Raw genomic sequence first — 25,219 nt, 5'->3', positions numbered from 1 at the left:
ATATTTCTCGCATAAACGCTTACCGTCCTTGGAAGGACGCCGAACGCGTTTAAGCTTGCATAGAAACGGGTACCGTCTCTAAAGGATGACGATCCGTTTCTACTTTTGTAAAAAGAGTTTTGAAGTGAAAGAGGAGGTACTTTTGGTGCAGCAAAAATGGCAACGTTGGAATATTTCTTCCCGGAAGTGGCTGTGGATCATAGTTGTGGTTGGCGTTTTAGCTGCCTTGCCAGTTGTCTATGACCGTCTGCAGACGGAGAAGTCTTCCAAGACAGTGGAATTTGTATTTGATTACCGGGATTTAGTTGAAGTAGCAAGCTATCGTGCAAATCCGCAGGATTATATTTCCGAACAGTTAGATCGTCTAAAAGATGCTGGTGTTCAGAGTATGGCGATTTACGAAAGCACGCTGGAAGATTATCGTAAGGCACGTCGTCTCATGATGTGGGGAGCGGCTGATATCGCTAATCTTACGGATACAATTATTCCGGTGAATGAGAACTATACTTATATTCTTTTTACTAATCCTGATTACTACCAGGCCCTGGCGCCTGTCATTAAAGAGGCATTCGGTAATCTTGGGATTACTTCGAAGGAATGGAGTTTCCGCGGACAACAAGGTCTTATTATTGAGACTCCAATAGAAGATGCTACACTGAAGCCACTTCAGCCAGATCCATTTACACTGGAGATGTTGCATGACAAAGGATTTACCATTGTGCCGCGTCTGGTGGATTCTCTGACTTATAATAAAGCGACCGTTAAGAAGCTGTTAGATCGTTATGAAGAATTGGGTGTGAAACGAATCCTATTCGAGGGAGAGTCCGTTAAAGGGTTTAATGATGATGCCGATACGGCTAGTATCACTGACTTTGCAAATCTCCTCAAAGAACGTGGAATCGGGATTGCAGCGATTGAGAATATTAAGAAGCAGCAGAAGGGCTTTAACAAGCTTGCTTATTTGCTGGACTATAACGTAACACGGTTGTATTCCCTTAGCGAAGGGGACTCTGCCTTAGATCCAAAAGTGATCTCAGATCGTTTCGCTTTGGCAACAAAAGATCGCAATATTCGCATGATTTATTTAAATACAATTCCTTCACGGAATACGGCAAAGGCACAGATTACAGATACGCTAGACAACCTTGTCACCAGTCTGAGTGAACCTGGAGGCGCCGTTGAACAGATCAAAGATAATGGCTTTAAACTAGGACAAGCTACGGCATTTGAGGTTGTAGATTCGTCTTATCAACGTTACTTCAAGCTAGTTGCGGTAGTTGGTGCAGTCTCTTTAGTAGCGCTGCTGATTTCTTACTTTATTCCATGGCTTACGATTCCTGCATGGGTACTTGGATTACTGGGAAGTGCAGGACTGCTGGTCTTGAAACCAGAAATGTTTGAGCAGGGGCTGGCACTAGCAGCAGCGATAAGTGCGCCGACTCTTGCTGTTGTACTGGCCATTCGTAAGGTCAATGAAATGGGGCCTCCTCTACGGAGCAATAACCTTACCTATAAGGCTATGAGCCCGCAACGTCGGTTCACACATAGTCTGGTGCTTTATCTGAAGACTTCATTAATTTCTTTGAGCGCCGTGCCATTTGTGATCGCACTGCTCAACAACATAACTTATAGTCTAGTGCTGGACCAGTTCCGTGGTGTTAGTCTGCTTCATATGGCACCTATCGGCCTTGTGGCACTATATGTACTTTTGTACCGTGGGGAATTTGTGTTCAACAAGACGGGCAAGCTGCTGCGGACACCTATTACACTAGCTTGGGTTATTGCCGCTGCAGTTCTTGGAGTAGTGGGTATGTATTATTTGAGCCGAACCGGAAATGGGGGCAACGTAACACCTTTAGAGATGGCCTTCCGTACATTCCTTGAGAATACAGTCGGTGTCCGGCCACGTAATAAAGAATTTTTACTAGCTCATCCACTCTTAATTCTGGGTGCATTCTTAGCCTTTAGATACCGGAGTGCAGCGTTTATCATGATTATTGCCGTAATTGGTCAGCTCTCCATGGTGGATACCTTTGCACATATTCATTCACCAGTTCTGATCTCGCTAGTACGTGGACTGTTAGGTCTTGGACTCGGACTGATCATTGGTGTAATTGCCGTAATCGTATGGCAGATTGCAGAAGGGTGTTGGAAACGATGGTCGCCACTCCTAAAAAGATAGTTATCTCTGGTTTCTATGGTTTTCGTAACAGTGGAGATGAGGCGGTATTGCAGTCTATTCTAATTGCACTGCAGAAACAGTCTCAAGCTTTGGGTATATCCATTGAGCCTATAGTACTATCCATTGATCCTGAGTGGACAACTGCGACCTATGGAGTCAAATCCGTGCACCGGATGAAGCTTGTTGAAGTCCGTCAAGCGATTTATGAGAGCGCGGGTCTGATTAGTGGCGGGGGTAGCTTGTTGCAGGATGTAACAGGTAGCAAGAGTATTCCGTACTATTTAGGGATTATCAAGCTTGCTCAATGGATGGGGAGACCCACCTTTATCTATGCTCAAGGCATTGGGCCAGTGAATCGCAAACTTTTTTACCCTTTTATCAAATCAGTGTTTCGTAAATGTACCTATATATCTGTGCGGGATGAACAATCCCGCGAGCTTCTTCTATCTATGGGACTAGAACAGAAGAACGTAGAAGTTGTTCCCGATCCGGTTATGGGCTTGTCTCTACCGGAGGAAGACCCTGCTGCTGCTGTACAATCTTCGGCATCAGCAGACTCGCTTCCGGTGATCGGGATATCAGTACGTTTTTGGGAGCAAGATCGCAGAGAACTGGATACTCTTGCGCAAGGCCTGATTAAGGCCAACCGTGAGATTCCATTGCATTTGCGATTTCTCCCTTTTCACACTCCTTCGGATAATGAGGCTTCACGTTATGTGATGGAGAAGCTGAAAGGAAGTATAACCGAGCAGGGTGGGCAGGTTAGTATTTGTGAGGATGCTATTCACCCGCAACAAATGTTACGGGAAGTGGGACAATGTGATGTTTTAATCGGAATGCGACTTCATAGCTTGATTTATGCGGCTGGAAGACGTGTTCCGCTGATAGGTATTTCTTATGATCCGAAGATCGATCATTTTCTGAAGAGAATCCAGTGCCATCCTGTTGGAGCGACAAACACACTAGATGCTGAACATGTTGCTAACGAGATTGTCCATCTTTTGAACACCGCAAAGGAATGGAGAAACGAACGGGATGAGGTCATCACCAAGTTGATTCAAGCAGCAGAGGCACCAGCTCGGCAAATTGTAGAATATTTTCACCATAAAGGATGATCTAAAGTGAAAGCAGACAGCGCGGTACCTACAGTTCCTATTTTTGGGATTAGAGTCTCGAAAGTGGATATGGCAGCTACAGTTGCTTATTTGACGGAGGCTGTTCAGACCCGTATCCCGCATCAAGTGATTACGGCCAATCCAATTATGGTTATGGCTGCACTGGAAGATCCAGCTTATATGGATATTATGAAATCGGCTGAATTGGTTGTCCCCGATGGGACAGGAGTTGTCTGGGCTTCTAATTATTGTAATGAACCGGTAACCGAACGGGTAGCAGGTTATGATCTGTTACATGAATTGATGCGACAGGGTGAAAGATATAGCTGGAAGGTATATCTTCTAGGTTCTACGCCTGAGGTGATTCGGGAAACCGCTGAAAGGTTACAATTGCAATATCCGGGTGTTATCATTGCAGGATATCATGACGGTTATTTTGGTTCGGATGCGGACGAAGAGGTTATCGCTGAAATTGTTAATACTAACCCTGACTTATTATTTGTGGCCAGAGGTGCAGATAGTCAGGAACCTTGGATTGCTAAATATAAGTCCAAACTTGGCGTTCCGATCATGATGGGGGTCGGCGGCAGCTTTGACGTGATCTCTGGGAAGAGCAAAAGAGCGCCAATAGCGTTCCAAAAAATGAGAATTGAATGGTTGTACCGTCTCCTAAAAGAACCTACACGGTACAAACGAATGCTTGCACTGCCGAAATTCGCATTAAAAGTGGTGCGTGAGAAAGATAAAGTAACAAAAGTCTAGCAAAATGCCGATATTCACCTAGAAAATGAGATAAATAGCCTAAATAAAGGATTGGAATTTGTTTTTGTAACAGCGTATAATTCAATGCGGTAGAGAAATGGGGGTCGACTGATCAAATGTTAATCATATACATCGCTGGATTTATCGTATGCATGGGACTCGCACTTGGCCTCACACCTTTGGTGAAGAAATTCGCCATCAAGATTGGTGCAACAGATGTGCCGAATGCTCGTAAAGTGCACACGAAAATTATGCCCCGCCTTGGCGGATTAGCTATTTTTCTAGCGTTTGTGTTAGGCCTGCTTGCCGTATTGCCGATTATTCCATACGAGTTCACTCCGCGGGAGGTCAACTTCATCAAAGCGCTGCTGTGTGGTGGCGGACTGATTGTACTTATCGGGGCACTTGATGACCGGTTCGAATTATCAGCAAAAGTGAAGCTACTGGGCCAAATTATCGCAGCCTGTATCGTTGTTTTCGGTTTTGGTATTACTGTAGATTTTGTGAATATTCCATTTAACAATACGTATTCCTCACTGGAGAGTTGGATTGCTATCCCGCTTACGATTTTCTGGATTGTCGGTGTTACCAATGCCGTTAATCTGATCGACGGGCTGGACGGGCTTGCGGCTGGTGTATCAGGAATTGCAATTGCTACGATTGCGGCAATGGCTTTTGTGATGGGAAACACCATGGTAGCAATGCTGTGTCTGTTGCTTCTGGGTAGCATCATCGGGTTCCTGTTCTTTAACTTCCATCCTGCTAAGATTTTCATGGGAGATACGGGTTCGCTGTTCTTAGGCTTTTGCTTGGCATTACTTGCTTTGTTAGGATTTAAACAGATCGCTGTAGTTTCGTTTATTACACCTTTGCTTATTATCGGTGTACCTTTGTCGGACACGTTCTTTGCGATCGTGCGCCGTAAGCTGCAGAAGAAACCAATCTTTGCACCAGATAAAGGTCACTTGCATCACTGTCTACGCGAGCTTGGCTTTAGCCACCGCCAGACTGTACTCATTATTTATGGTATTGCTGCATTTTTCGGTATTTTAGCTGTTATTCAATCATCCGCAGCTCTTTATGAAGCAAACTGGGTTACATTCGTGGTTATCTGCATCATGCTCTTCTTCTTGCAGATCGGTGCTGAAATCACAGGTTTGATTGGTAAGACTAAACGTCCACTGATTGATTTCTTTTTAAGAATGCGCATGAAGGCTGATCCGGAAAGAGGCTCTAAGTCTTAAACGACTAAGCAATTATTCTAAAATTTTCTAAACTTAACAAAACTCATCCGATTTCGGATGAGTTTTTTGTTATTTTCCCTAAAAATATCGCTACTTATGACCGATAAAGAACAAAGTGAAGGTTTACGAGAACTTATACTCAAAGGAGAGATATAACACATGCAACGCTTTAAGAGACCGTTCGTTTGGCTGATGCTGGCGGCTTTGATCGTTTCTATGTTCCCAGGTAAATACACGCCGATAGCGGCAGCGGCTACCACGAGCTCTACGACTTTCTTCAGTCCGGATGATCTCACATTACGTAATACTGTTTTGTTGAAGCAGGACGTTGTGCCAACAACAGATAATCAAAACCCAGAGGGGTTAATTAGTCGTTCTAGTGTCTACAAAATAAGTAATCCTACCTTTTCGATTACAGGGACTTACTCACAGGTAACTTCATCTACAATGAAGGTTACTGTTGAGCAGTTGACTCAGGATAGCTCATCTAAAAAATGGGTAACGGATTCGACTCGATTGACTACGGGAACAGTTACAACAGATAACAATAGTCCGGACAATCGCTTCGTAGCGTCTGGTCTTGTTTTGTATACAGGCTTTAATAAGATTACTTTCTCTGGTATGCAAGGTAATCTCCAACGCTCAGAATCTTTCTATGTGCTTTATGATCAAGTTCCTTACGTAACCGAATTAAAAGTATTGGGTGGACCTTCTGCACTTAATTTAAATGAAGGAACACAAGTAGTTGTGCCGGTATCTACAGTTACTCTCCAAGGTAAAGTAGCGAATGCAACGAAAGTTAGTGTCTCCGTGAATGGCGGAACAGCTCTGCAAACCTCCTTATTGGAAGACGGAACATTTTTTACACCTGCTTTGAATTTGAATCCGGGATTAAGTACTCTTAAAATCGTAATTCAAAATGCTTCGGATTCAATAACCATAGACAGATCGGTTTATTTCTTTGATAAGGATCAACCGTTTGCTTCTTTGAACATCAATCATAATTCAGTCGACTATAATATTCTAAATGACAAAGTACCGACATTAACTGCTGACCTGACACCTAGTGTTGCAGGTTTTACAGGACAAATATTGGTGCCTTACAATGTAGCTCCATTCAAAACAAGTGCTGTACTAACTCTTAACAAAGGTACTACCAGTACTGAAAAAGTTGTTACGATAAAAAGCGTGGATGAGGAATTAACTATTCCTGGTCCTGATGGCGTTACTCCAACGTACAAATTGGTTAAATTTACGACTAACACAAATCTAGATATTCTCCCAGGTGTAAATGACTTTAAGCTATCCGTTGATTATGGTACCCACAGTAGTTCTCATATCTATTCTTATAAATTCTTAAAAGATGAGACTGTTATAACAGAAATGTACTATCTCCCTGGATATACAGGTTCAGGAGCTCTTACTAATATCTCTAAATTGCCTTTAAATGGTCAACAATTAGAAAGTGATACCTTTTATATTTTAGCAAAAACAAATAAATCAACTTCAGCTATTTTAACTGCTAACTATTTACCTTTGAGTAATAAACCGTTAAGTATACCTCCTGTTCCAGAAGCGGTTACCGGTACAAACGAATACGTTTATAAAATAACGGGTTTCTCTAACGGTCAGCAGAAAGTACAGTTCCGATATACAGGATCAGAGTCTTATTATAATGCTGATATTTCATATGTATCTAAAAATTATATTTACGTAAGCAACTTGCAGGATGGACAAACCTATGAATTCGATTCAAGTGCCAATAATAGACTAACTGTAGCCGGCGAATATATTGGATTTGAGAATATCACAAACGCACAAGTGCAGATTAATGGTATTGATAGTCAATCATTACCTGAAAAACCTAAGTTTGAAGTATCAATGACAAAACCAGATTTCAATTTCGACTTAAAAATCAGTCAGACAGGGCCTCTTGTGTATGGTGAGAATAAAATCGTATTCACAGGAGTCTCACTAGATAATGCTGGGAATCAGCGGATTATTAAAAAAGAATTGAAGATTTATATTATTGATACCAATACTTCTGGTATAAAACAATTCCACCCTACTTTGGGAGATAATCGTCTACCTTTTACAAGAACAACGCTTTCTAATGAAGTTGAGCGTAATGCAATTCTGGCATTGCCAGCAGAAATTGTATATAAGGATGAAAAATATACAACGAGCAAAGATAAATTCGACTTGGTGCTACAAGGTAGCGGTGCTACGACGCTGAATCTGTATCAAGGTTCTACGTTGGTCTTTTCTTCGACGGGTCAAGATAAGCTGCTTACAGACATTGAACAGGAACCTATTGGGCCAAAACGTTACCCTGATGAGTTGGCTGCAAATGGCCTGTACTATGAGTACATCGGAAGCGCTAAGAACTTTATCTTACGATTACGTGACATTAAATTTGATGCTCCAGGAAGTCAAGTTTATACCCTTGAGCTTATTAATAAGACTGGGGCAAGAACTACACAGCGTCTTGAGGTAGTACGTGAAGTAGCTCCATATCGTCTTCTCTCACCTGTACCAACGGTAGGTAAACAAATTGTTGTTAACAAGAACTTTGTTCGTTTTGATATTGAGGCAGAAGGCGCTACCAAAGTAATAATTGGTAAGGATGAAGCCAAAAAACGTACGGATTTTCCGAATTCAGATCGTTTTACCTATGATTATGTAGGTTTGAAGGCAGACAAATCCACGCCAATTAAGATACAAATCGTACGTGCTAACTCTACAATTAGCGATACTATAGATGTCTATTATGCCAGTGCGGTACAGATCGATACACAGTATATGGCAGAGAAGGTAGCTACGAAATATAGTGTTTTCAATAAAGCTCTGGAATTGAATTTCCCTAAAGGGACTATTATGAAGGGATTTACGAGCTCTGGTGCTGCGAAATATTATCCTAATACAAAATTATTGTTTGGTATTGCTGACCCCGCTGACGGTGTCGTTGAACGAAAGAATGATTACGGGAATATAATTAACGTCACTGGTAGCGATGAAAGAACAGAAGGTGGGGGAGGCCAACTTGTGATCCCGCAGGATCTCGCTTTGCGCTTTACATCAACCGTCTCTACAAATAATTTTTCAAGAGTATCTGATATCTACTGGCTCAGTGGTGGTCTAGGAGAAGATGGTGTTAATATTGAAACCAATGGCGTTACTCCGCATTTTGTGGACGCTAGCGGGAAGACGGGGTATTTTACGCAGTACAGTCAAACTCGTAAAACTGTACCTTCTCAACGCGGTGAATTGACGCTTACTTTTAACTCCAGCATTGTGGATGAAGTGGGGTCGACAATAACAGTATTCCGCTATACCGATGCTGGGAAATGGGAAAACATAGGTGGAGAAGTTGATACGAAGAAGCACACCATCACAGTTCCATTTGATGAGTTTGGTTATTACACTGTTATGAAGCTACGTCGTGGTTTTGTTGATATTACAAATCACCCATGGGGTAGAAATATTATGAATGGATTGTATTCGAAAGGGTTCATGACTAATCTTCGTGCAGATGCATTTGGCGCAGATGATTTAACAACACGTGGCGAATTCGCTACATTACTGGTGAAATCTCTGAGTATTCCTTTAAACTATGATGCCAATAAGCAAACATTCTTCGATATTGTCCCACAAGCGGTTTCGGCTACCTGGGATTTCAAACATATTGAGACTGCTGCTAGGGCGGGTATTGTTACAGGACTAAGTGATGGCTTCTTTGGACCTGACCAAGCTTTAACACGTGAACAAGCGGCAGTAATGATCGCTAGGGCGCTGAAGTTGAAGATGTCTTTGAATGACAATAAACTCTTGGCAACCTTAAGTAAATCGTTTGTTGATACAAGTAATATGGATTTCTATTCACGCCCTGCCATTGAGGCTGTGTCTAAAGCTAAGATTATGGAAGGAAGCGCCGTGACGGTTACAGGACAGAAGAAACCTGTATATAACTTTAATCCAAAGGGTAAATTGACTAGAGCGGAGGCTGGAAAGATTACAGTTGCACTTTTGCAAAAGAGTACAAGCATCTTCCCGAAGAACTTTAACTAAAGCAAATAAAATGTTCACCGGCCTGCGAAAAAATATTCGCAGACCGGTGTTTTAATGTAATGAGAGCAATTACCAAAGACATATATTTTGTATTCTTCTTAGATTTACGTTACAATAACGTAGAAAATATTATTTTCTGAAAGGTGAAAGCCAACCATGAAACCGATTTTAGCAAAAGCACAGTTGGATTACATGAAAGCCAAGAATATGTTTGAGAATAGAGCAAAAGTGTTAGAGAAGGAAATCGCGGCTAAACGGGCACTACAGGAAATTACACAAGAGGTCATGGAGGAGCTTGTGCAGGCTACAGGATTCCATGATTCATACAACGAGCTTGTTGTGGCTGAGAATGCCCTTATCGAATGGTCTCATACTACGATTAAGCATGAAAAGAGCTACCGCGAGAATCGCGCAGCTATTGATGCAATGTACGACAATGTAAACTCAAGTCCTGAAAAGCGTCAGGAATTGATCCAGTTATCTATGAAGATTCGTTAGACCCTACTGTAATAGAAGCAAGCGCCGGCAAACGGCGCTTTTTTGTTGCGTTCAGCATGATGCTATCTATAGAGCAGATCTCCGGATGGTGATGGTAAGTAGTGGCCATTAGCTTACGAATTATCAAAGCAATGAACCAGGAGGCGAACCCAAAAAAGAACATGTTTGATCAAACCTATAAGCGAAGGTTTTTAGGTTATAGCTTTAAGGGCTGTAGCTCAGAAGGGGAACTGCCAAATAAACAGCCTACGGTGAATGAGAGAAATCAGGTCTTTCTGCCCCTTTATACTCAAATTTTGTAGGAATGTTTAAATAAATGGCACTAGTGTTAATGATACTTAGTAAATATTGCATAATGACGTTTTGAAAACGACTATGGTATACTAATTTCCGTGGCAACCCAAGATTAACAATAGTTAGTAGAACATACATATGTATCTTCTATTGGGATTGTACCGGGAAACAAAAAAAGAAAAGTTTTTTTTGAGAAACCGCAACTTTTCCAAATCTTCTGCGTTTAAGGTGTAGAGTCATTTACACAGGCAGTTGAAATTAACCGGTGGTAAAGCGAATTTAACAAAATGGAAAAATTAGCTTTACGTGACTTGAGGCACATTGTATAATACTTAGGTATAATTAGGAATCTAGTATTGTCATGTCCTGATCATTGTTTACCAGTTTCTGTGATACCCGTCACAGACATTATTTATACTTAATTTGCTCAACTCTGGAAAGGGGGTGCATCGGCTAATGAGTGACACGAGCTACTCAACTAAAGAAAAATCTCAGTTTATGAACGTCCAAGGAGGAGAAAAAAAGGTTATGAAGAAAATTTTATCCGTAGCATTATCTACAGCAATGGCATTCTCGATGTTTGCCTCTGTAGCGTTTGGTGACGCAGCAGCAACTCCGCAACAAAAATTTGACGCTTTGGCAGCAAAAGGTATTCTCAATGGGTACCCAGATGGTCAAGCTCACCTTGAAAAAGATCTTACTCGCGCTGAATTCGCGAAGATCGTTACTAAATTGTTCGATCTTACTGAAGTAACTAACAAATTGTCATACAAAGACAAAGGTTACAACGCTAAGAACTGGGCAGTTCCTTACATCGAAGCTGTTACTGCAGCTAACTTGATGCAAGGTAAAGATACTGTTAAAGGTATCTTCGACTACAACGGTAAAGTAACTGTTGAAGAAGTAGCAGCTGTATTGTTCCGTGCTTTGAAACTTGAAGTACCAACTACATCTGACAACACTGCATCTGCATGGGCTAAAGGTTATGCTCAAGCGGTAATCAATGCTGGTCTGATTGCTAAAGACACTAACTTCAAAGCTAACGCTAGCCGTTCTTTGGTAGTTGAAACAGCTTATGCAGTTGATCAATTGAAAGCAGCTCCTACTGTAGCTTCTGCTGAAGCAGTAAGCCCAACTAGCGTAGTTGTAACTTTCTCTGACAAAACTACTACTACTGTAACTTTGACTACTGCACTTGTAGAAGGCGTTGAAACTTCAATTTCCTTCAAACACAACAATCACGACTACACTACTAAAGTAACTTTGGCAGCTCCTAAGGTTCTTACTGCAACAGCTCCAAATGCTAAACAATTGGTGCTGAAATTCAATCGTGCTATTGATACTTCTTCACTAATCTCTAGTGACAAAGTAAAAGCAGGCGTTGTGCAAGTAGTTCCAGTTAATGGTGCTCCAGCAGTTGCTGTTGAAGGTTCAAATGTTAGCTTTAACGCAACTACTAACGAAGCTACTATTACTTTCCCTAACACTGACTATCTGAAGGGTCAATACACTGTAGTTGTTACAGATGCTGTTAAAACTTCCAGCGGAACATCTTTCGCTACCTACACAAATCTTATTACTGTAGCTGATACGATTGCTCCTACAGTAACAAGTGCAACAGCTGTAGCTAAAACTACAACTAACACTGTTACTATTCAAGTGAGCGAACCTGTTAAGAGAGCTGGGATTATTGCTTATGTTAACGGTGTTGCTTCCACTGCAACAGTATCGAACGATACTTATGACACTATTACTTTGACTACGGGAACTCTTGACAGTGGAAAAACTTATGATGTTTCCTTGTTGAATCTTACTGACTTTGCAGGTAACGTAGCTAATCCTAACCCGATTAAAACTACTGTAACTGTAACCTCTGATACTGCAGCTCCAACAATTTCGAGCATCACACCAGTAAGTGACAAGTACCTTGATGTTAAATTCAACAAAAAAGTGAATTATGAATCCTTTATTGCTAATGTGAAATTGCTTGATGCTTATGGCGAAAGCAAAGGAACTTTGAGCGTTAAAACTACTTCTAATAGTGATACAATCAGATTGGAAGTTCCAGCTGGATTCAAACTTCCAGAATCTGGTACTTTCACTGGAACCCTTTCGTTTGGTGCAACAATTAAGGATACTCTTGGTAACACTTTGGGAGCAGCTGTTACTCAACCAGTAACTATCACTAAGGATGCTACAGCTCCTACAGTTGTAAGTGCTGTGTTCACAAGTGGTAAAGGAATGGTAGTGACGTTCTCCGAAAATATTGATAGTACTTTTGGTACTACTGAATCTCCAACTTTGGTCAACGATACTACTGGTAAGTTGGTTAGATTTGAAGATGGTGCTGACTTTAGCGGTGCTAAAATTGACGGTGCTACTGTAACTTATCCAAATGTTGCTCTAAGTGGTTCGTACACATTGCGTCTGCCAGCAAAATTGGTTAAAGACATTTCCCTTGCTGGAAACACTCTTGTAGCAAGTTCTGTTACAGTGACTGCAGCAGTAGCTTCAACAACTGATACTGTTAGACCAACTGTTGGTGAAATTACTTATACAGATAGCGTTAAAAATGGTGCTGATGTCAAAGTAACTGTGAATGCATCTGATGATAAAGGTTTGAACGTGGCATCATTGCGTGACTTGAACAGCTATACTTTGGCTGGTAAAGCACTTCCAGTTGGTTCGACTACAGTAATTACCCATTCTACTGGTTCTGATCTTACTAAGCCGCTTACTGCAACAGTTGAAATTACAATTCCTAAATCTTCAATTAGCAAAAATGATACCTATAACTTTGTAGCGGTTGGTATTACTGACGCTGCTGGTAACGGTAGCTATGCTAAAGATAAGGATCTTGTTCTGACTGACAGAGTAGCTCCTACATTTACTAGTGCTGTTGTATCTTCAGGCGATAACTCAATCTTGGTATTGAGCTTCTCTGAAAATGTTAAAAACGTTAAAGGTGATGGATCTGATTTCCAATTCACAATCAACGGTACAGTTGTAACATCTGGCATTTCAGTTACTAAAGGTGCAGGAAGTGACGCTGGTAAATACTACGCTTCATTTACTCAATACCCTAACCTGAATGCTAACAACATCAATAATATTGAAGTTAAAGTACTTGATGTTACTAGTAAGATTACTGATGAAGCTTCCAATGACATCACAACTGGTACAGTACAGTACGCTAAGTAATCTCCGATTACCGATGCAAAGAATAGCCTCTTCGGAGGCTATTCTTTTTTTATAGGCATTTACCCCCATAAAAGGAGGAATTTCATTGAAATCGGTATGGAAAGTATCAACAGCAGCTGTATTGCTGGCTGGTGGTGTATGGGCTGGATCACTGTTGAATGTTACTGCTGAAGGTGCAGGTGTAGGTTCACAGCCTGGAACAGCAGATGACCCTGTAGTTACCAAAAGCTATGTTGATCAGCAAATTCAGAAAGCACTTACAGGTGGTACAGGAACAGCTCCAGTAGCTACAGCTACTCCGAGTCCAAGCTCAGCTCCAACAGCTACAACAAACCCGACTACTAGCAGTAATGAATCCGTAATTGTCGATGTAAAACCAGGACAAACCTTAATTGCTTCCGCAGGCGCTGAATTTATCGTCCGTGCGGGTAAAGCGGTTATCTACTCTCAGGATGCAAATGGTGTTGCTGATTTAACGGATGGTAAAGATCTTGCCAATGGAGTAGCTGCGCCATCTAACCATTTATTATCCTTCCCTCGCGATGGTCGTGGTATTACTGTCCAAGCAGGACAAACCCTTGGTCTTGTTGTCATGGTTCGCGGTGGATATACATTAAAATAATGTGTAACTATATATATTCATAATGCCCTTAAACGTAGTTGATCATACCTTCAAACTGATTTCCAAAGTTACAAATCATTGGCGCGATTGAAGAGTAGATGTTGGACGCACAATATTCCTGTAATCTTACAAATTCACAGGAGGTGCTGTAACATGGCACGTAACAATCGTACAGTGGTACCGGAAAGTCGGGCAATGCTAAAGCAAATGCAATATGAAATTGCAGCTGAATTTGGTTTATATGGAGCGCATTATGGAGGCGGAGCAGACACAGAGTTTGCATCTGAATTAGGAGCAATCGTAGGTAGTGGTTCTGGCCGTAGCCAGTATCTTGGACATCTTAGCTCAAGAGATAATGGCTCTGTTGGCGGAGAAATCACGAAGAGACTCATTAAGCAAGCTGAACAGTCTCTTCTTTAAAAATATCAGGGTGAAGGAATTCTCATTAATCCTATCTGATATTTCTTTTTAATACTGTGGGATCAATATTTATACTGTGATGGAGGGGCTTCGGAGTAATTGACACCACCTCCCAAATAAGATAATATGACTTTTGAGGAAAGCCTTAGACCTTTTCCATATGGGAAAGGTTCATTTTTTTGAAGAGTTTAGTGAATATAAACATGAAATACTGCAATCATCCTTCATAAAAAGAACAGGCTCCTGAGTTTCTTAGTTTTATAGTTTTTTATAATTTGGCCTGTGATTATTAAGGAACTCCTTATACAGTGTCAGACTAACCATAAGGGAGGTTGTTATACTTGTCTATTAAAGGGCGTCATTTGTTTACTTCCGAGTCCGTGACGGAAGGGCATCCGGATAAAATCTGTGACCAGATTTCCGATGCGGTACTCGATGCGTTTTTAGCTAATGATCCAAATGCACGTGTAGCCTGCGAAGTAGCAGTAGCAACTGGTCTTGTTTTGGTGATCGGGGAAATCAGTACCAAATCTGAGTATGTAGATATTCCTGCCATCGTACGCAATACCATTAAAGAAATTGGATATACACGTGCAAAATATGGTTTCGATTATAATACCTGTGCAGTTTTGAGCTCGCTGAATGAACAGTCGGCTGATATTGCTCAAGGTGTAAACTCTGCCCTAGAGCATCGTGATCCAGCACAGCTGGCTGAAGAAACAGCAAATATTGGCGCGGGTGATCAGGGGTTAATGTTCGGTTTTGCTACGAATGAAACACCAGAACTGATGCCGCTACCGATCGCTTTATCTCATCGTATTGCTCGTCGCTTGTCTGAGGTTCGTAAGAACGGAACTTTGGAATATCTGCGTCCTGACGGAAAGACACAAGTTACGATTGAATATCAAGATGAGAAGCCTGTACGCGTGGATGCTATCGTAGTATCTACACAGCATGCGGAAGAAATTTCTCTTGAACAAATTCAGGCAGATATTAAAGAGCATGTAATTATGCCGGTTGTTCCTGCGGAACTACTCGATGCTGAAACTAAGTATTTTATTAACCCAACTGGACGTTTTGTTATTGGTGGTCCTCAAGGGGATGCCGGTCTGACTGGACGGAAGATTATCGTTGATACGTATGGCGGATATGCCCGTCATGGCGGTGGCGCATTCTCTGGTAAGGATCCAACTAAAGTGGACCGTTCTGCGGCTTATGCAGCTCGTTATGTGGCGAAGAATCTTGTAGCTGCAGGTCTAGCTGATAAATGTGAGATCCAGCTTGCTTATGCCATTGGTGTGGCTACTCCTGTCTCGATTAATGTGGATACATACGGAACAGGTAAAATCAGTGAGGAAAAGATGGTTCAACTGATCAGCAACAACTTTGATCTTCGCCCTGCAGGCATTATTTCCATGCTTGATTTGCGTAAACCGATTTATAGACAGACAGCAGCATACGGACATTTTGGACGTACAGATGTAGATCTTCCATGGGAACGCGTAGATAAAGCAGAATTACTAAGAGGTCAGGCTGGACTGTAGAAGTTAATCATACGTTCTTATAATCATTTAAGCCCGTAAGCTGGCACTTAGTGTCGGCTTACGGGCTATTTTTATGGAATGGATAGTAATCGCTATTGATTCTATTCATAGAGAAGTAGACTACTAAACTTTGTAAGCCCTTTAACCGAAATATAAGAGTATACATAAAGACGTTAGTATGGTTTGAGAGGAGTCTATCACAGCATGAAAAGAAAAATTTCAATATGGACGGCACTTTTCCTAGCGGGAGAACTGGTACTTGGAGCAGGGTATCCTTCTATCGGAATTGGAATATCGGCAGTACATGCTGCAGCGGAATTTGGCATTAGTGTGTCGCCAGCACCTGGAGCAACCTTTGTAAATATTGGGTCATCTCTTAAATTAAGCTTTGATCGTCAAGTGAATCCCCAGGCTGGAGAAATTACGATTACAGGTCAGGGTGATAGTACACCTTTTGTGACGATTCCTATTGGTAGCTATGGCTTAATTGGTAGTTCAAAAGAATATGAGCTTAAGTTAGGGCCAAATCAACGATTCATTCCGAATAAGGCATACACGGTAACAATTCCCAAAGGATTATTCAAAGATAATGAGGGGAACGAATCAGGACTTACTTCATGGGCATTTACCACCGCTCCTGAGAGTAATACAGCGATCACGGCAGGCAACTTTTCACCGGCTAGTAATGCAAGAGTAGATGCCGGGAGTTTAAAGGAACTTAGTCTGACACTAAATAAGCAGCTGTTAAAAGGCGGGGGCTCTATCCGAATCCTGTCCTCAGCAGATAATACAACCGTGCAAGAGTTCAGAATAAAGGATGATGACACTAGAGTTAACGTTCTGACTGATGCTAACTCTACTACAGTTAAATTAACGTTGGAGAAAGCATTGGCAGCCGGAGGGAATTACTATGTTCTTATTGATGCCTATGCTTTTAAGGATGTTGATAATCGAACGTTTGCTGGGATTTCTAGCGGGAATGTATGGAGTTTCTCTACGAAAGGTGTAGCTGAAATTCCAATGACTCCATCACCAGCTAACGGTGCAGGCGGTATATCTACCACAGGAGCACTACAGCTCACTTTTGACCGTCCTATGATGCCTGCATCGGGTGTAATTACGGTGTCCCCAGGGGCAGCTAACGATGCTAGAACAAGATGGCTTAATGTGAACTCCCCAGCCGTTACAGGAGGAAGCAGCAGAACCATAACATTGAATCCAGCGTCATCAGCCTCACCTCTGCTAAACGGCACACAATATACAGTTACGATCCCCCAAGGTGCTTTTTATGATCAAGATGGAAATGTATTTCCTGCCTCGGGCCCGTACACTTGGACCTTCACAACGGTATCTTTGACTGGACTTGGCGTAAGTGCTTTGAATCCATCTGATCGAAGTGAATCTATTGCTAACAACAGATCCTTTTCGATCGCGTTTAATCGGGATGTGAATTACAACAGTGCAGTGGCCAATGGTGTGGCTCTATATAAAAGCGGAGGATCTCAGGTGCCGGTTAACGTTACTCGGAGTACCACTACAGCTAAAGAATTTATCATCACACCTTCTGTAGCGTTAGATAGTGATTCAACTTATTACATTGATATCGCTAAAGGGGCTTTTGTAGACGCAAGTGATGCTAACGTTCTATATGACGGATTAAGTGGTAAAAATTCATGGAGCTTCAAGACCTTGTCTCTGGACAAAACTGCTCCACAGCTCACATCTGCACAGCTTGAGAACAACCGAACCATTCGTCTGAAATATAATGAGTCTCTCAATTCATCCATAGCGCTGTTAACCTCAAGCTTTGGAGTTACGGTGAACGACGAGAATCGAGCGATTGAAAGTGTTTATATTCAGGGAGACAGCGCTTATCTGGTGCTGAGTACAGGTGTAGCTGTTGGGCAGATTGTAAAGGTCAGCTATACTGGCGGACTGCGGACGATTCAGGATCCAAGCGGAAATGCAGCGAGCACTTTTAGCTCTAAACAGATCACGAACTCCATTGAGTCCTCGATGCCGACACCTAAAGACGGGCGAATCACGGGGAGATCTGTAGTATTAAATTTTAACGACACACTAAAATCGGTTTCCTATTACGCTCATAACCAGTTCCTAGTGACAGCAGATGGAAGCTCACTCGGGGTCAACTCGATCAGTTCCAGTGGCAATACAGTATATTTAACATTGGGCAGTGAAGCATCGAATGGACAGAACGTTCGGGTGTCCTACTATGCAGGTTCGTATCCTTTGCTAAATTCTTATGGACAAAATATTGCGGACTTTACTGATTTCAATATCCGTAACAGTAATGATACGATTGCGCCAGTGTTTCAAAGTGCTACCGGAGGCGGGACTAAAATCATTTTGAATTATAATGAAGGCTTGTCTACAACCAATCTCCCACTGAATAGCCAATTCTCTGTTTTAGTGGGCAGCACGCCTAATTATGTAACTAATGTATCGGTCAGCGGCACTCAGGTTACTTTGACACTTCAGACAGCGCTGACGGTGAATCAGAATGTGACTATATCTTATGTGCCGGGCTCTGCAGGGGTGAGCGATTTGAATGGAAACCGAGCGGCGTATATTAACCTGCAGCCTGTATCCATCTCAGAAAACAGCGGCACTACTATACCGGAGATTAATTCAGCGACCGTTTCAGGTGACGAGTTAACCGTTACTTTTGCAAAGAATATGCAGGCATCCGGTTCCCTTTACGCGAATCAGTTTGGAGTTAGAGCAGATGGCAGCAGCTTGGGAGTGCAATCCTACTATATCTCAGGCAATATTCTAAAAATAACGTTATCCTCGGTTGTAAAGACCGGTCAAACAGTGGACCTGTCCTATATGTCTGGTACCGGTACGATTAAGGATTTGAGTGGGAATACACTATCCTCATTCTCAGCATTATCTGTTCAGAATCTAACCGGAGTGACCACTGGATCTGGAAATCGTCCATCCTATCTAGGAACACTTGTAACGAGTGAATTTGGAAAAGAGTATGCACTATTAAAGAGCGATTCCTCGCAAATTGTGGATGATCGTTCTGTATATAATCAATCGGTAAAAAGATATACTTTAAACGCAGAGCGAATAGCTGCCAGTTATGAATATCTGTATAAGATGAATAATGATGTATTAGCTTTTGAGGTTCCTTCCACGGAACAAGCAGCTTTTGTGACGGTTCCGCTAAAACCATTGCTCGACGCGGTGAACCGTAATAAAAATACAAAGTTTATGATTCGACATGGAGATAACCTATTTAGTGTGGGACTCAATGATATTGATATGAACGGACTTGCGAGTAGCTTGATCTCGGACAGTAAAAATATTTCGCTCGTGTTCCGCTTGGATAAAGTTCCAGCAGGCACATTTACACCTTTTGAGCAAAAGCTACAAACGATGGGGATGCGAACCATTACTAGTCTTATGGATGTCCGGGTGACTGCGATAATTAGTGATAATTATGCGAATGCCAAGGCACTGACAGTACCAGGAGAATATACCGTACGTACTACTTCTTCATTAAATAGTGCGCAGACATCTGCGGCCAGGTTAGACCTTTCCTATTACGATGCGGCTTATCTGCCTACAAAAGTCAGTACGGTTGGTAATTATACGGTTATTCGTGCTCGTACCGCTGGTAATCAGATATTAGGGACTTTCTTATCCACCAGAGCCTTCACGGATATGGGTAAGCATTGGAGTAATGCAATTGTTGCTGAACTTAGCGCTAAGAATATCATTGATAGCAGCTACGGTAGTACGTTTAATCCGGAGAAAAAAATCACCCGAGCTGAGTTTGCTATAATGCTTAGTCGTGGTCTTGGTCTGCTAGGAGATCGTGAGACCGCGCAACGCTTCCGGGATGTGCAGCCTTCCACACAAACTGGAGACTATATTGGCGCAGCGGCTAAAGCCGGTATTATTACTGGGAATACGGATGGGACCTTCCGTCCGAATGATAATATAACACGTGAACAGATGGCGATTATGATGATTCGTGCGATGGAATATACCAATCATCCGATTACGCTAAGCGGCACTTCTGCCTCAACACTTGCAAAATTCAAGGATAAGTCGAAGATTCAGAATCAAAGCGCTGAGTTCGTCGCAAAGGCAGTGCAATCTGGCATTATTCTGGGCATGACAACAAGTGAATTCCAGCCCCAAGGAAATGCCACACGTGCTCAAGCTGCTGTGATGCTGCAGCGGATGTTGAAACAGGCAGATTACTTGTAAGCAACTCTCATAAACAATGAAACAATTGGTAAAGTCCGGTAAATATACCGGGCTTTTTTTGTCGTTTAATAATGACATTTTTGACTCTATAAAGCTTGAAATCTCTCAACTTCGCAACTTTTTGGCTTATTTTCAGTCTATTAAAAGAGTACTAGAAAAATAGGAACCAGTTTCCAGACACTGATACGGACTGATAGAGTACAAAAGAGATGGGAGAGTTACGTTGAAATGAATGAAGTTTTGGAGAAGAAGAGTAGCGAGGTTGCACGGGGAATAAGATTATCTTCCACTAAAAAGTGGATTGCTGCTTCATTGGCTGGTGTGTTATGGATTATGCCGGTAATCGGCAGTGAAGGTATGATGCTGTTTGGTCAGGGGTCTGCACCAATTGCAGCTGCAGCCACAGCTCCTTTTAAAGTAAGTAAGCTGGGAGAAGAAGTGATTACTTCGGGCGCCATTATGATGAAATATAAATATACTACTACACGTTCTGGGGCGAGTGCTTCTGGGCTTGCGGATGTCATTCGTATAGATCTTAACAATCCATACGTTTCTTTAGATGTGATGACTGGAAAAGGTGGAAACCTGACTACTCGGCAAAGTACAGGCGGAATGGCCAAGGAAACTGGAGCCGTGGCGGCAGTAAATGGCGATTATTTTAATACCGGTGGAGAGGGTGCTCCTATTGGTGGACAAGTATCAGGTGGAGTACTGGTGTCTACCCCTTCACAATTGGATGGAATGTATGCCTTTGCAGTGACAAAAGACCGCAAACCTATTATTGACGAGTACAGTTTTGAGGGGATGGTAACCGCGCCAGATGGCGCACAGTTTGAGATCTCCGGTATCAATAAAGGTGCTTATAGCCCTGAAGGCGGAAGCTCGACTTATAGTCATGCTAATGCTATGTATATCTACACAGATGTATGGACTGCACTCGACCGCCCTAAAAATAGCTCTACCACTCCAACAGAGGTACTTGTTGAGAATGGTGTAGTTACTCAAATTTCAGAAAATGCTGCACTCCCTACGGCGGTTCCAAAGGGAGCTTATATTTTGCGGGCACATGGCTTAGCCGCACGATATGTTACTGCCCATTTGACGGTAGGACAACCTGTAACAAGTGTGTATTCCCTGAAATCTAAGACTACACAGCAATCGCTAGACCCTGCGAATCTGCAAACCATGATCGGCGGACATACGATTCTAGTAAATAACGGAAAAGCAGCAACGTTCTCTCGTTCTACTAGCAGCATTGGAGGCTATCGTGCACGCACAGCTTTAGGATATTCTCAAGACGGACGTTATGTATATATCATAGCTGCTGAGAAAAATGGTAATAGTTCAGGGATGTCTTTAACCGAATTGCAATCATTTATGACCAATATCGGAGTCTGGAAAGGTCTTAATCTCGATGGAGGCGGCTCTACAACGATGGTAGACCGGCCCCTCGGTGAAACCTCTACTACACTCACTTTTAATACAGAGTATGGCACAGAGCAGCGTAGCATCGTTAACGGGCTTGGTGTCTACACTAACGCACCGCAAGGTGAAGTGAAAGGAATCAAAATTAGCGGAAGTTCCGCACTGCTGGTTGGACAAAAGGCAACGTATTCTTTAAAAGGTTATGACACTTACTACAACCCTATTGATGTAGCAGCAGGTAATCCTACTTGGGTATCAAGCGGCGGAAGCGCGACTGTAAGTGCAGGTGAAGTAACGGCAGTGAAGCCAGGTACCGTTACCTTAACGGCTAAAAGCGGTGCCGCAAGCGCCTCTACAACTGTTACAGTTCTAGGTGGTAATGATCTATCCAGTATGAGTGTAGGAACAGCTACAGCGCCACTGACAGCCGGTAATACTGTGTCTGTCCCTGTTACAGCGGCAACGAAGAGTGGAACAACTATCAATGTTCCGGATTCAGCATTGAAGTGGGAGTTTGTAGGCTTTAAGGGAGCCGTGAAAGATGGCAAGCTTACTGTAAACGCTGTGGATGCAGGGGTTACTACAGGTTATGCTATTGCCCGTTATGATGGATTTAGTGCAGTGGTTGTATTATCAACAGCAGCAGCTACAACATGGGAAGATTTCGAGAAGGTAAGCTATCCAATCGACTTTACTACCAATGTTCCAGCGGTACAGGGTACTGCAACAATAGTGGATGGAACGGCTGAAAGAGTAGGGTCCAAGGTGCTGTCACTCAGTTATGATATGACTGCTGGCAGCGGCAAAATGTATGCTTATGCTCAGCTTAATGGTACAAGCGGAAAAACAGTTCCAGCGCTTGCAACTTCGATGTCGGTTGATGTGATGGGCGATATGAGCTTGAATTGGCTGCGTGCTGAATTTGTAGACAACAGTGGAGCTACAGCTTATGTGGATCTTGCGAAGATCATCGATTGGAATGGTTGGAAGAACATTAACATTGACTTGTCAGGCTCAGGCATTAAATTCCCAGCAACGCTGAAGAGACTCTATGTAGTCAACGTAGAGGAAGGCCAAGATGAACGGGCGAAGACGGGTACAGTTGCCGTTGATAATATCAAGTTTACAATGCCATCGCTTTCTAGTGATGCAGGCTTACCGAAAGGTACGGCTTCCATGAGCATTGGCTCGAAAGCAATGACCGTAAACGGAACAAAGAAAGCTATTGACGTAGCTCCAATTGTAAAAGACGGCAGTACTTATGTGCCAATTCGGTATGTCCTTGATGCTTTCGGAGGCAGCGCTACTTGGGATCAGGTGAATAAGAAGATCATGGTATTACGCGGAGCCAAGGCACTGGATCTTACCGTAAATAAAAAGGAATATCTGCTGAACGGTAAACGTCAGAGTGCTGAAGTAGCACCAATCATTTTACAAGGTAGGACTTTAGTACCGTTAAGACTAGTTTCTGAACAGCTAGGATTAACTGTAAAATGGGAACAGAAAACGAAGACCGTAACTATCGAATCGTGATATGTTAATATAAAGGAAAACCTTTAAAATGATTCGATAGAAAAGGGGCAAGCATCCGTGGAATTTCAAACCGATGCGATTGATCGCGTGATTAAAAATACCATCGACGTGATGGAGAGCAGCAAGTATCAGATTTTTGAAATATTGCAGGTTGCGCGTGATGAACTTACTGCACTCAACAAAGAACTGCAGCGGGTCATGGACGAAACGGATGAGACATTGAAAAAAGTAGACAAGCTGGAGCTGCAGTATCATCGCTCCAGAATCCGGCTGACAGAGGTCAGCCGGGACTTTGTCCGCTACTCGGAGAAGGATATCCGTATTGCCTATGAGAAGGCTACGGAGTTACAGCTCGAACTCATGATGACGCGTGAGCGGGAGGTCTATCTTCGATCAAGACGTGATGAATTACAAATGCGAGTACGTAGTGTCGAAAATTCTGTAGAGCGTGCAGAGTCAATTGGTTCGCAAATGAGCGTAGTGCTCGAATATTTGTCGGGAGAACTAGGTCAGGTGACGAGAATTGTCGAATCTGCGAAGAACAGACAGATGATTGGACTTAAGATCATCCTGGCTCAAGAGGAAGAACGGAAGAGAATTGCCCGGGAAATTCATGATGGTCCTGCTCAAATGCTGGCGAATCTAGTCCTTAGGACGGAAATTGTAGAAAGAATGCTGGTAAAGCAGGAATTTGGGTTGGTGCAGGACGAAGTAATAGATTTGAAAGGACAGGTTCGATACAGCCTGGAAGAAATGCGTAAGGTCATCTTTAATTTACGACCGATGGCTCTCGATGATTTGGATTAATTCCGACTTTGCGGAAATATGTGCATGATTTTGAGGAGAAGACGAAGCTGAGGACGACCTTGGAAACCAGAGGTCAGGAACATCGACTATCTTCAGCCATGGAGGCAGCGGTATACCGATTGGTCCAGGAAGCTTTGTCTAATGCAGCTAAACATGCCTACCCGAGTTTCGTATTGGTAGAGATTACTTACCAAGCGCAGTTAATTAAGATTGTGATTAAGGATAATGGATTAGGTTTTAATGTGCAGAAATTAAAAAATCCGCAGGGCAATCGTGAAAGCTTCGGGCTAGTAGGTATGCGGGAACGTGTAGAGCTGCTTGAAGGCAGAATGGAAATCATATCAGCCGAGAATCAGGGGACAACAATCGTGATCCACATTCCGACGAACGTGGAGAAAGGGAAGGAGTAATGTGATGGAGAACTTAAACTCTACTAAAACGCCCATTAAAGTTCTTTTGGCGGATGATCATCAGCTTTTTCGTGAAGGGCTGAAACGTATTTTGAACATGGAGGAGGATATCGAAGTCATCGGTGAATGTGGTGACGGTATCCAGGTATTAGAGTTCTGTAACGGAACTAAACCAGACATCGTACTAATGGATATTAATATGCCTATTGAGAATGGCGTGGAGGCCACTCAAAAACTGCGGGAAATGTTCCCGGAGGTTAAGGTAATTATTTTATCGATTCATGATGATGAGAGTTATGTGTTTGAAACCCTTCGTAAGGGCGCTAATGGTTACTTATTGAAGGATATGGAGGCCGAGTCCCTTATTAATGCGATCCGTTCGGTCTGTGAGGGTCACGCTTTTATTCATCCAAAGGTTACCGGAAAGCTAATCAATCAATTGCGGCGCATGACTTACCTTAATGAGACTGGCGTAGCTGCAGATACGGTAGTGAAGGAAGCCGGTGTTAAGTTTGTGGCCGGTGACAACAATCCTCTAACACGTCGTGAAGCAGAAGTACTGCGGTTGATGGCGGAAGGTAAGAGTAACAAAATGATCGGTGAGTATTTGTTTATTAGTGAAAAAACGGTCAAAAACCATGTTAGCAGTATTTTGCAAAAAATGGAAGTGGATGATCGTACCCAAGCAGTAATCAACTCGATCAAGTATGGTTGGGTAACTTTATGAAAAAATTTACAGATTTACGGTACATATAGGAATGAAATCAAGGAGAGCACAGCTTGTTCCTCTGAAATATAAGAAAGTATAAGTTTCACACCATACTTTATGTCTTATATTTCTCGCTTAAA

The 25,219-nt window shown here is 42.5% G+C and carries 13 protein-coding genes and 1 pseudogene; all 14 read left to right on the top strand.

The window, feature by feature from the left end; all coding sequences use genetic code 11:
- The first annotated feature begins 145 nt into the window (after positions 1 to 145).
- The 14 genes and pseudogenes from CA598_RS25960 to CA598_RS25890 all read left to right on the top strand — a co-directional run bounded on the left by CA598_RS25960 (position 146) and on the right by CA598_RS25890 (position 25,097).
- Positions 146 to 2,182, top strand: a complete 2,037-nt coding sequence (locus CA598_RS25960) for a DUF5693 family protein (RefSeq protein WP_094871157.1) — start codon at positions 146 to 148, stop codon at positions 2,180 to 2,182.
- Positions 2,158 to 3,297 (top strand): polysaccharide pyruvyl transferase CsaB, encoded by a 1,140-nt coding sequence (gene csaB, locus CA598_RS25955; RefSeq protein ID WP_094878378.1) that lies wholly within the window; start codon positions 2,158 to 2,160, stop codon positions 3,295 to 3,297. The genes CA598_RS25960 and csaB overlap by 25 nt, the downstream gene beginning before the upstream one ends.
- Positions 3,298 to 3,303: 6 nt before the next feature.
- Complete coding sequence (locus CA598_RS25950) at positions 3,304 to 4,059, top strand: WecB/TagA/CpsF family glycosyltransferase (protein WP_256990645.1); 756 nt, start codon at positions 3,304 to 3,306, stop codon at positions 4,057 to 4,059.
- 116 nt (positions 4,060 to 4,175) lie between these two features.
- Complete coding sequence (locus tag CA598_RS25945; protein ID WP_042131352.1) at positions 4,176 to 5,303, top strand: glycosyltransferase family 4 protein; 1,128 nt, start codon at positions 4,176 to 4,178, stop codon at positions 5,301 to 5,303.
- Positions 5,304 to 5,462: 159 nt separating this feature from the next.
- Positions 5,463 to 9,371, top strand: a complete 3,909-nt coding sequence (locus CA598_RS25940; RefSeq protein WP_094878377.1) for an S-layer homology domain-containing protein — start codon at positions 5,463 to 5,465, stop codon at positions 9,369 to 9,371.
- Between the two features lie 156 nt (positions 9,372 to 9,527).
- Positions 9,528 to 9,869: a hypothetical protein gene (locus CA598_RS25935; RefSeq protein ID WP_042131350.1), complete on the top strand. Its 342-nt coding sequence runs from the start codon at positions 9,528 to 9,530 to the stop codon at positions 9,867 to 9,869.
- 750 nt (positions 9,870 to 10,619) lie between these two features.
- Positions 10,620 to 13,364: an S-layer homology domain-containing protein gene (locus tag CA598_RS25925; RefSeq protein ID WP_094878375.1), complete on the top strand. Its 2,745-nt coding sequence runs from the start codon at positions 10,620 to 10,622 to the stop codon at positions 13,362 to 13,364.
- 85 nt (positions 13,365 to 13,449) lie between these two features.
- A complete protein-coding gene (locus CA598_RS25920) occupies positions 13,450 to 13,986 on the top strand; it encodes a hypothetical protein (RefSeq protein WP_094878374.1) in 537 nt (178 codons plus the stop codon).
- 153 nt (positions 13,987 to 14,139) lie between these two features.
- Positions 14,140 to 14,406 (top strand): alpha/beta-type small acid-soluble spore protein, encoded by a 267-nt coding sequence (locus tag CA598_RS25915; RefSeq protein ID WP_094878373.1) that lies wholly within the window; start codon positions 14,140 to 14,142, stop codon positions 14,404 to 14,406.
- Between the two features lie 341 nt (positions 14,407 to 14,747).
- Positions 14,748 to 15,950: a methionine adenosyltransferase gene (gene metK, locus CA598_RS25910; RefSeq protein ID WP_042192431.1), complete on the top strand. Its 1,203-nt coding sequence runs from the start codon at positions 14,748 to 14,750 to the stop codon at positions 15,948 to 15,950.
- 204 nt (positions 15,951 to 16,154) lie between these two features.
- Positions 16,155 to 20,195, top strand: coding sequence for an Ig-like domain-containing protein (locus tag CA598_RS25905; RefSeq protein WP_094878372.1), 4,041 nt, complete (start codon positions 16,155 to 16,157; stop codon positions 20,193 to 20,195).
- Between the two features lie 228 nt (positions 20,196 to 20,423).
- Positions 20,424 to 23,153 carry a stalk domain-containing protein gene (locus CA598_RS25900; protein WP_094878371.1) on the top strand — a complete coding sequence of 910 codons (2,730 nt, stop codon included), beginning with the start codon at positions 20,424 to 20,426 and terminating at the stop codon, positions 23,151 to 23,153.
- Between the two features lie 57 nt (positions 23,154 to 23,210).
- Positions 23,211 to 24,370 (top strand): annotated as a pseudogene (locus tag CA598_RS25895) (sensor histidine kinase).
- 4 nt (positions 24,371 to 24,374) lie between these two features.
- On the top strand, positions 24,375 to 25,097 hold the full coding sequence (locus CA598_RS25890) for a response regulator (RefSeq protein ID WP_042131342.1): 723 nt from the start codon (positions 24,375 to 24,377) through the stop codon (positions 25,095 to 25,097).
- Positions 25,098 to 25,219 lie beyond the last annotated feature (122 nt).

Source organism: Paenibacillus sp. VTT E-133291, assembly GCF_002264395.1.
Lineage (GTDB): Bacteria > Bacillota > Bacilli > Paenibacillales > Paenibacillaceae > Paenibacillus_AQ > Paenibacillus_AQ nitricinens.
The sequence above is the reverse complement of the archived record's forward strand: the minus strand, read 5'-3'. Positions and strand labels throughout refer to the sequence as shown.

What these genes read in the sequence shown, in the direction of transcription:
- csaB (WP_094878378.1), top strand. Translation starts at nt 2,158, where the DNA reads ATGGTCGCCACTCCTAAAAAGATAGTTATCTCTGGTTTCTATGGTTTT.
- CA598_RS25945 (WP_042131352.1), top strand. Translation starts at nt 4,176, where the DNA reads ATGTTAATCATATACATCGCTGGATTTATCGTATGCATGGGACTCGCA.
- CA598_RS25940 (WP_094878377.1), top strand. Translation starts at nt 5,463, where the DNA reads ATGCAACGCTTTAAGAGACCGTTCGTTTGGCTGATGCTGGCGGCTTTG.
- CA598_RS25935 (WP_042131350.1), top strand. Translation starts at nt 9,528, where the DNA reads ATGAAACCGATTTTAGCAAAAGCACAGTTGGATTACATGAAAGCCAAG.
- CA598_RS25925 (WP_094878375.1), top strand. Translation starts at nt 10,620, where the DNA reads ATGAGTGACACGAGCTACTCAACTAAAGAAAAATCTCAGTTTATGAAC.
- CA598_RS25915 (WP_094878373.1), top strand. Translation starts at nt 14,140, where the DNA reads ATGGCACGTAACAATCGTACAGTGGTACCGGAAAGTCGGGCAATGCTA.
- CA598_RS25905 (WP_094878372.1), top strand. Translation starts at nt 16,155, where the DNA reads ATGAAAAGAAAAATTTCAATATGGACGGCACTTTTCCTAGCGGGAGAA.
- CA598_RS25900 (WP_094878371.1), top strand. Translation starts at nt 20,424, where the DNA reads ATGAATGAAGTTTTGGAGAAGAAGAGTAGCGAGGTTGCACGGGGAATA.
- CA598_RS25890 (WP_042131342.1), top strand. Translation starts at nt 24,375, where the DNA reads ATGGAGAACTTAAACTCTACTAAAACGCCCATTAAAGTTCTTTTGGCG.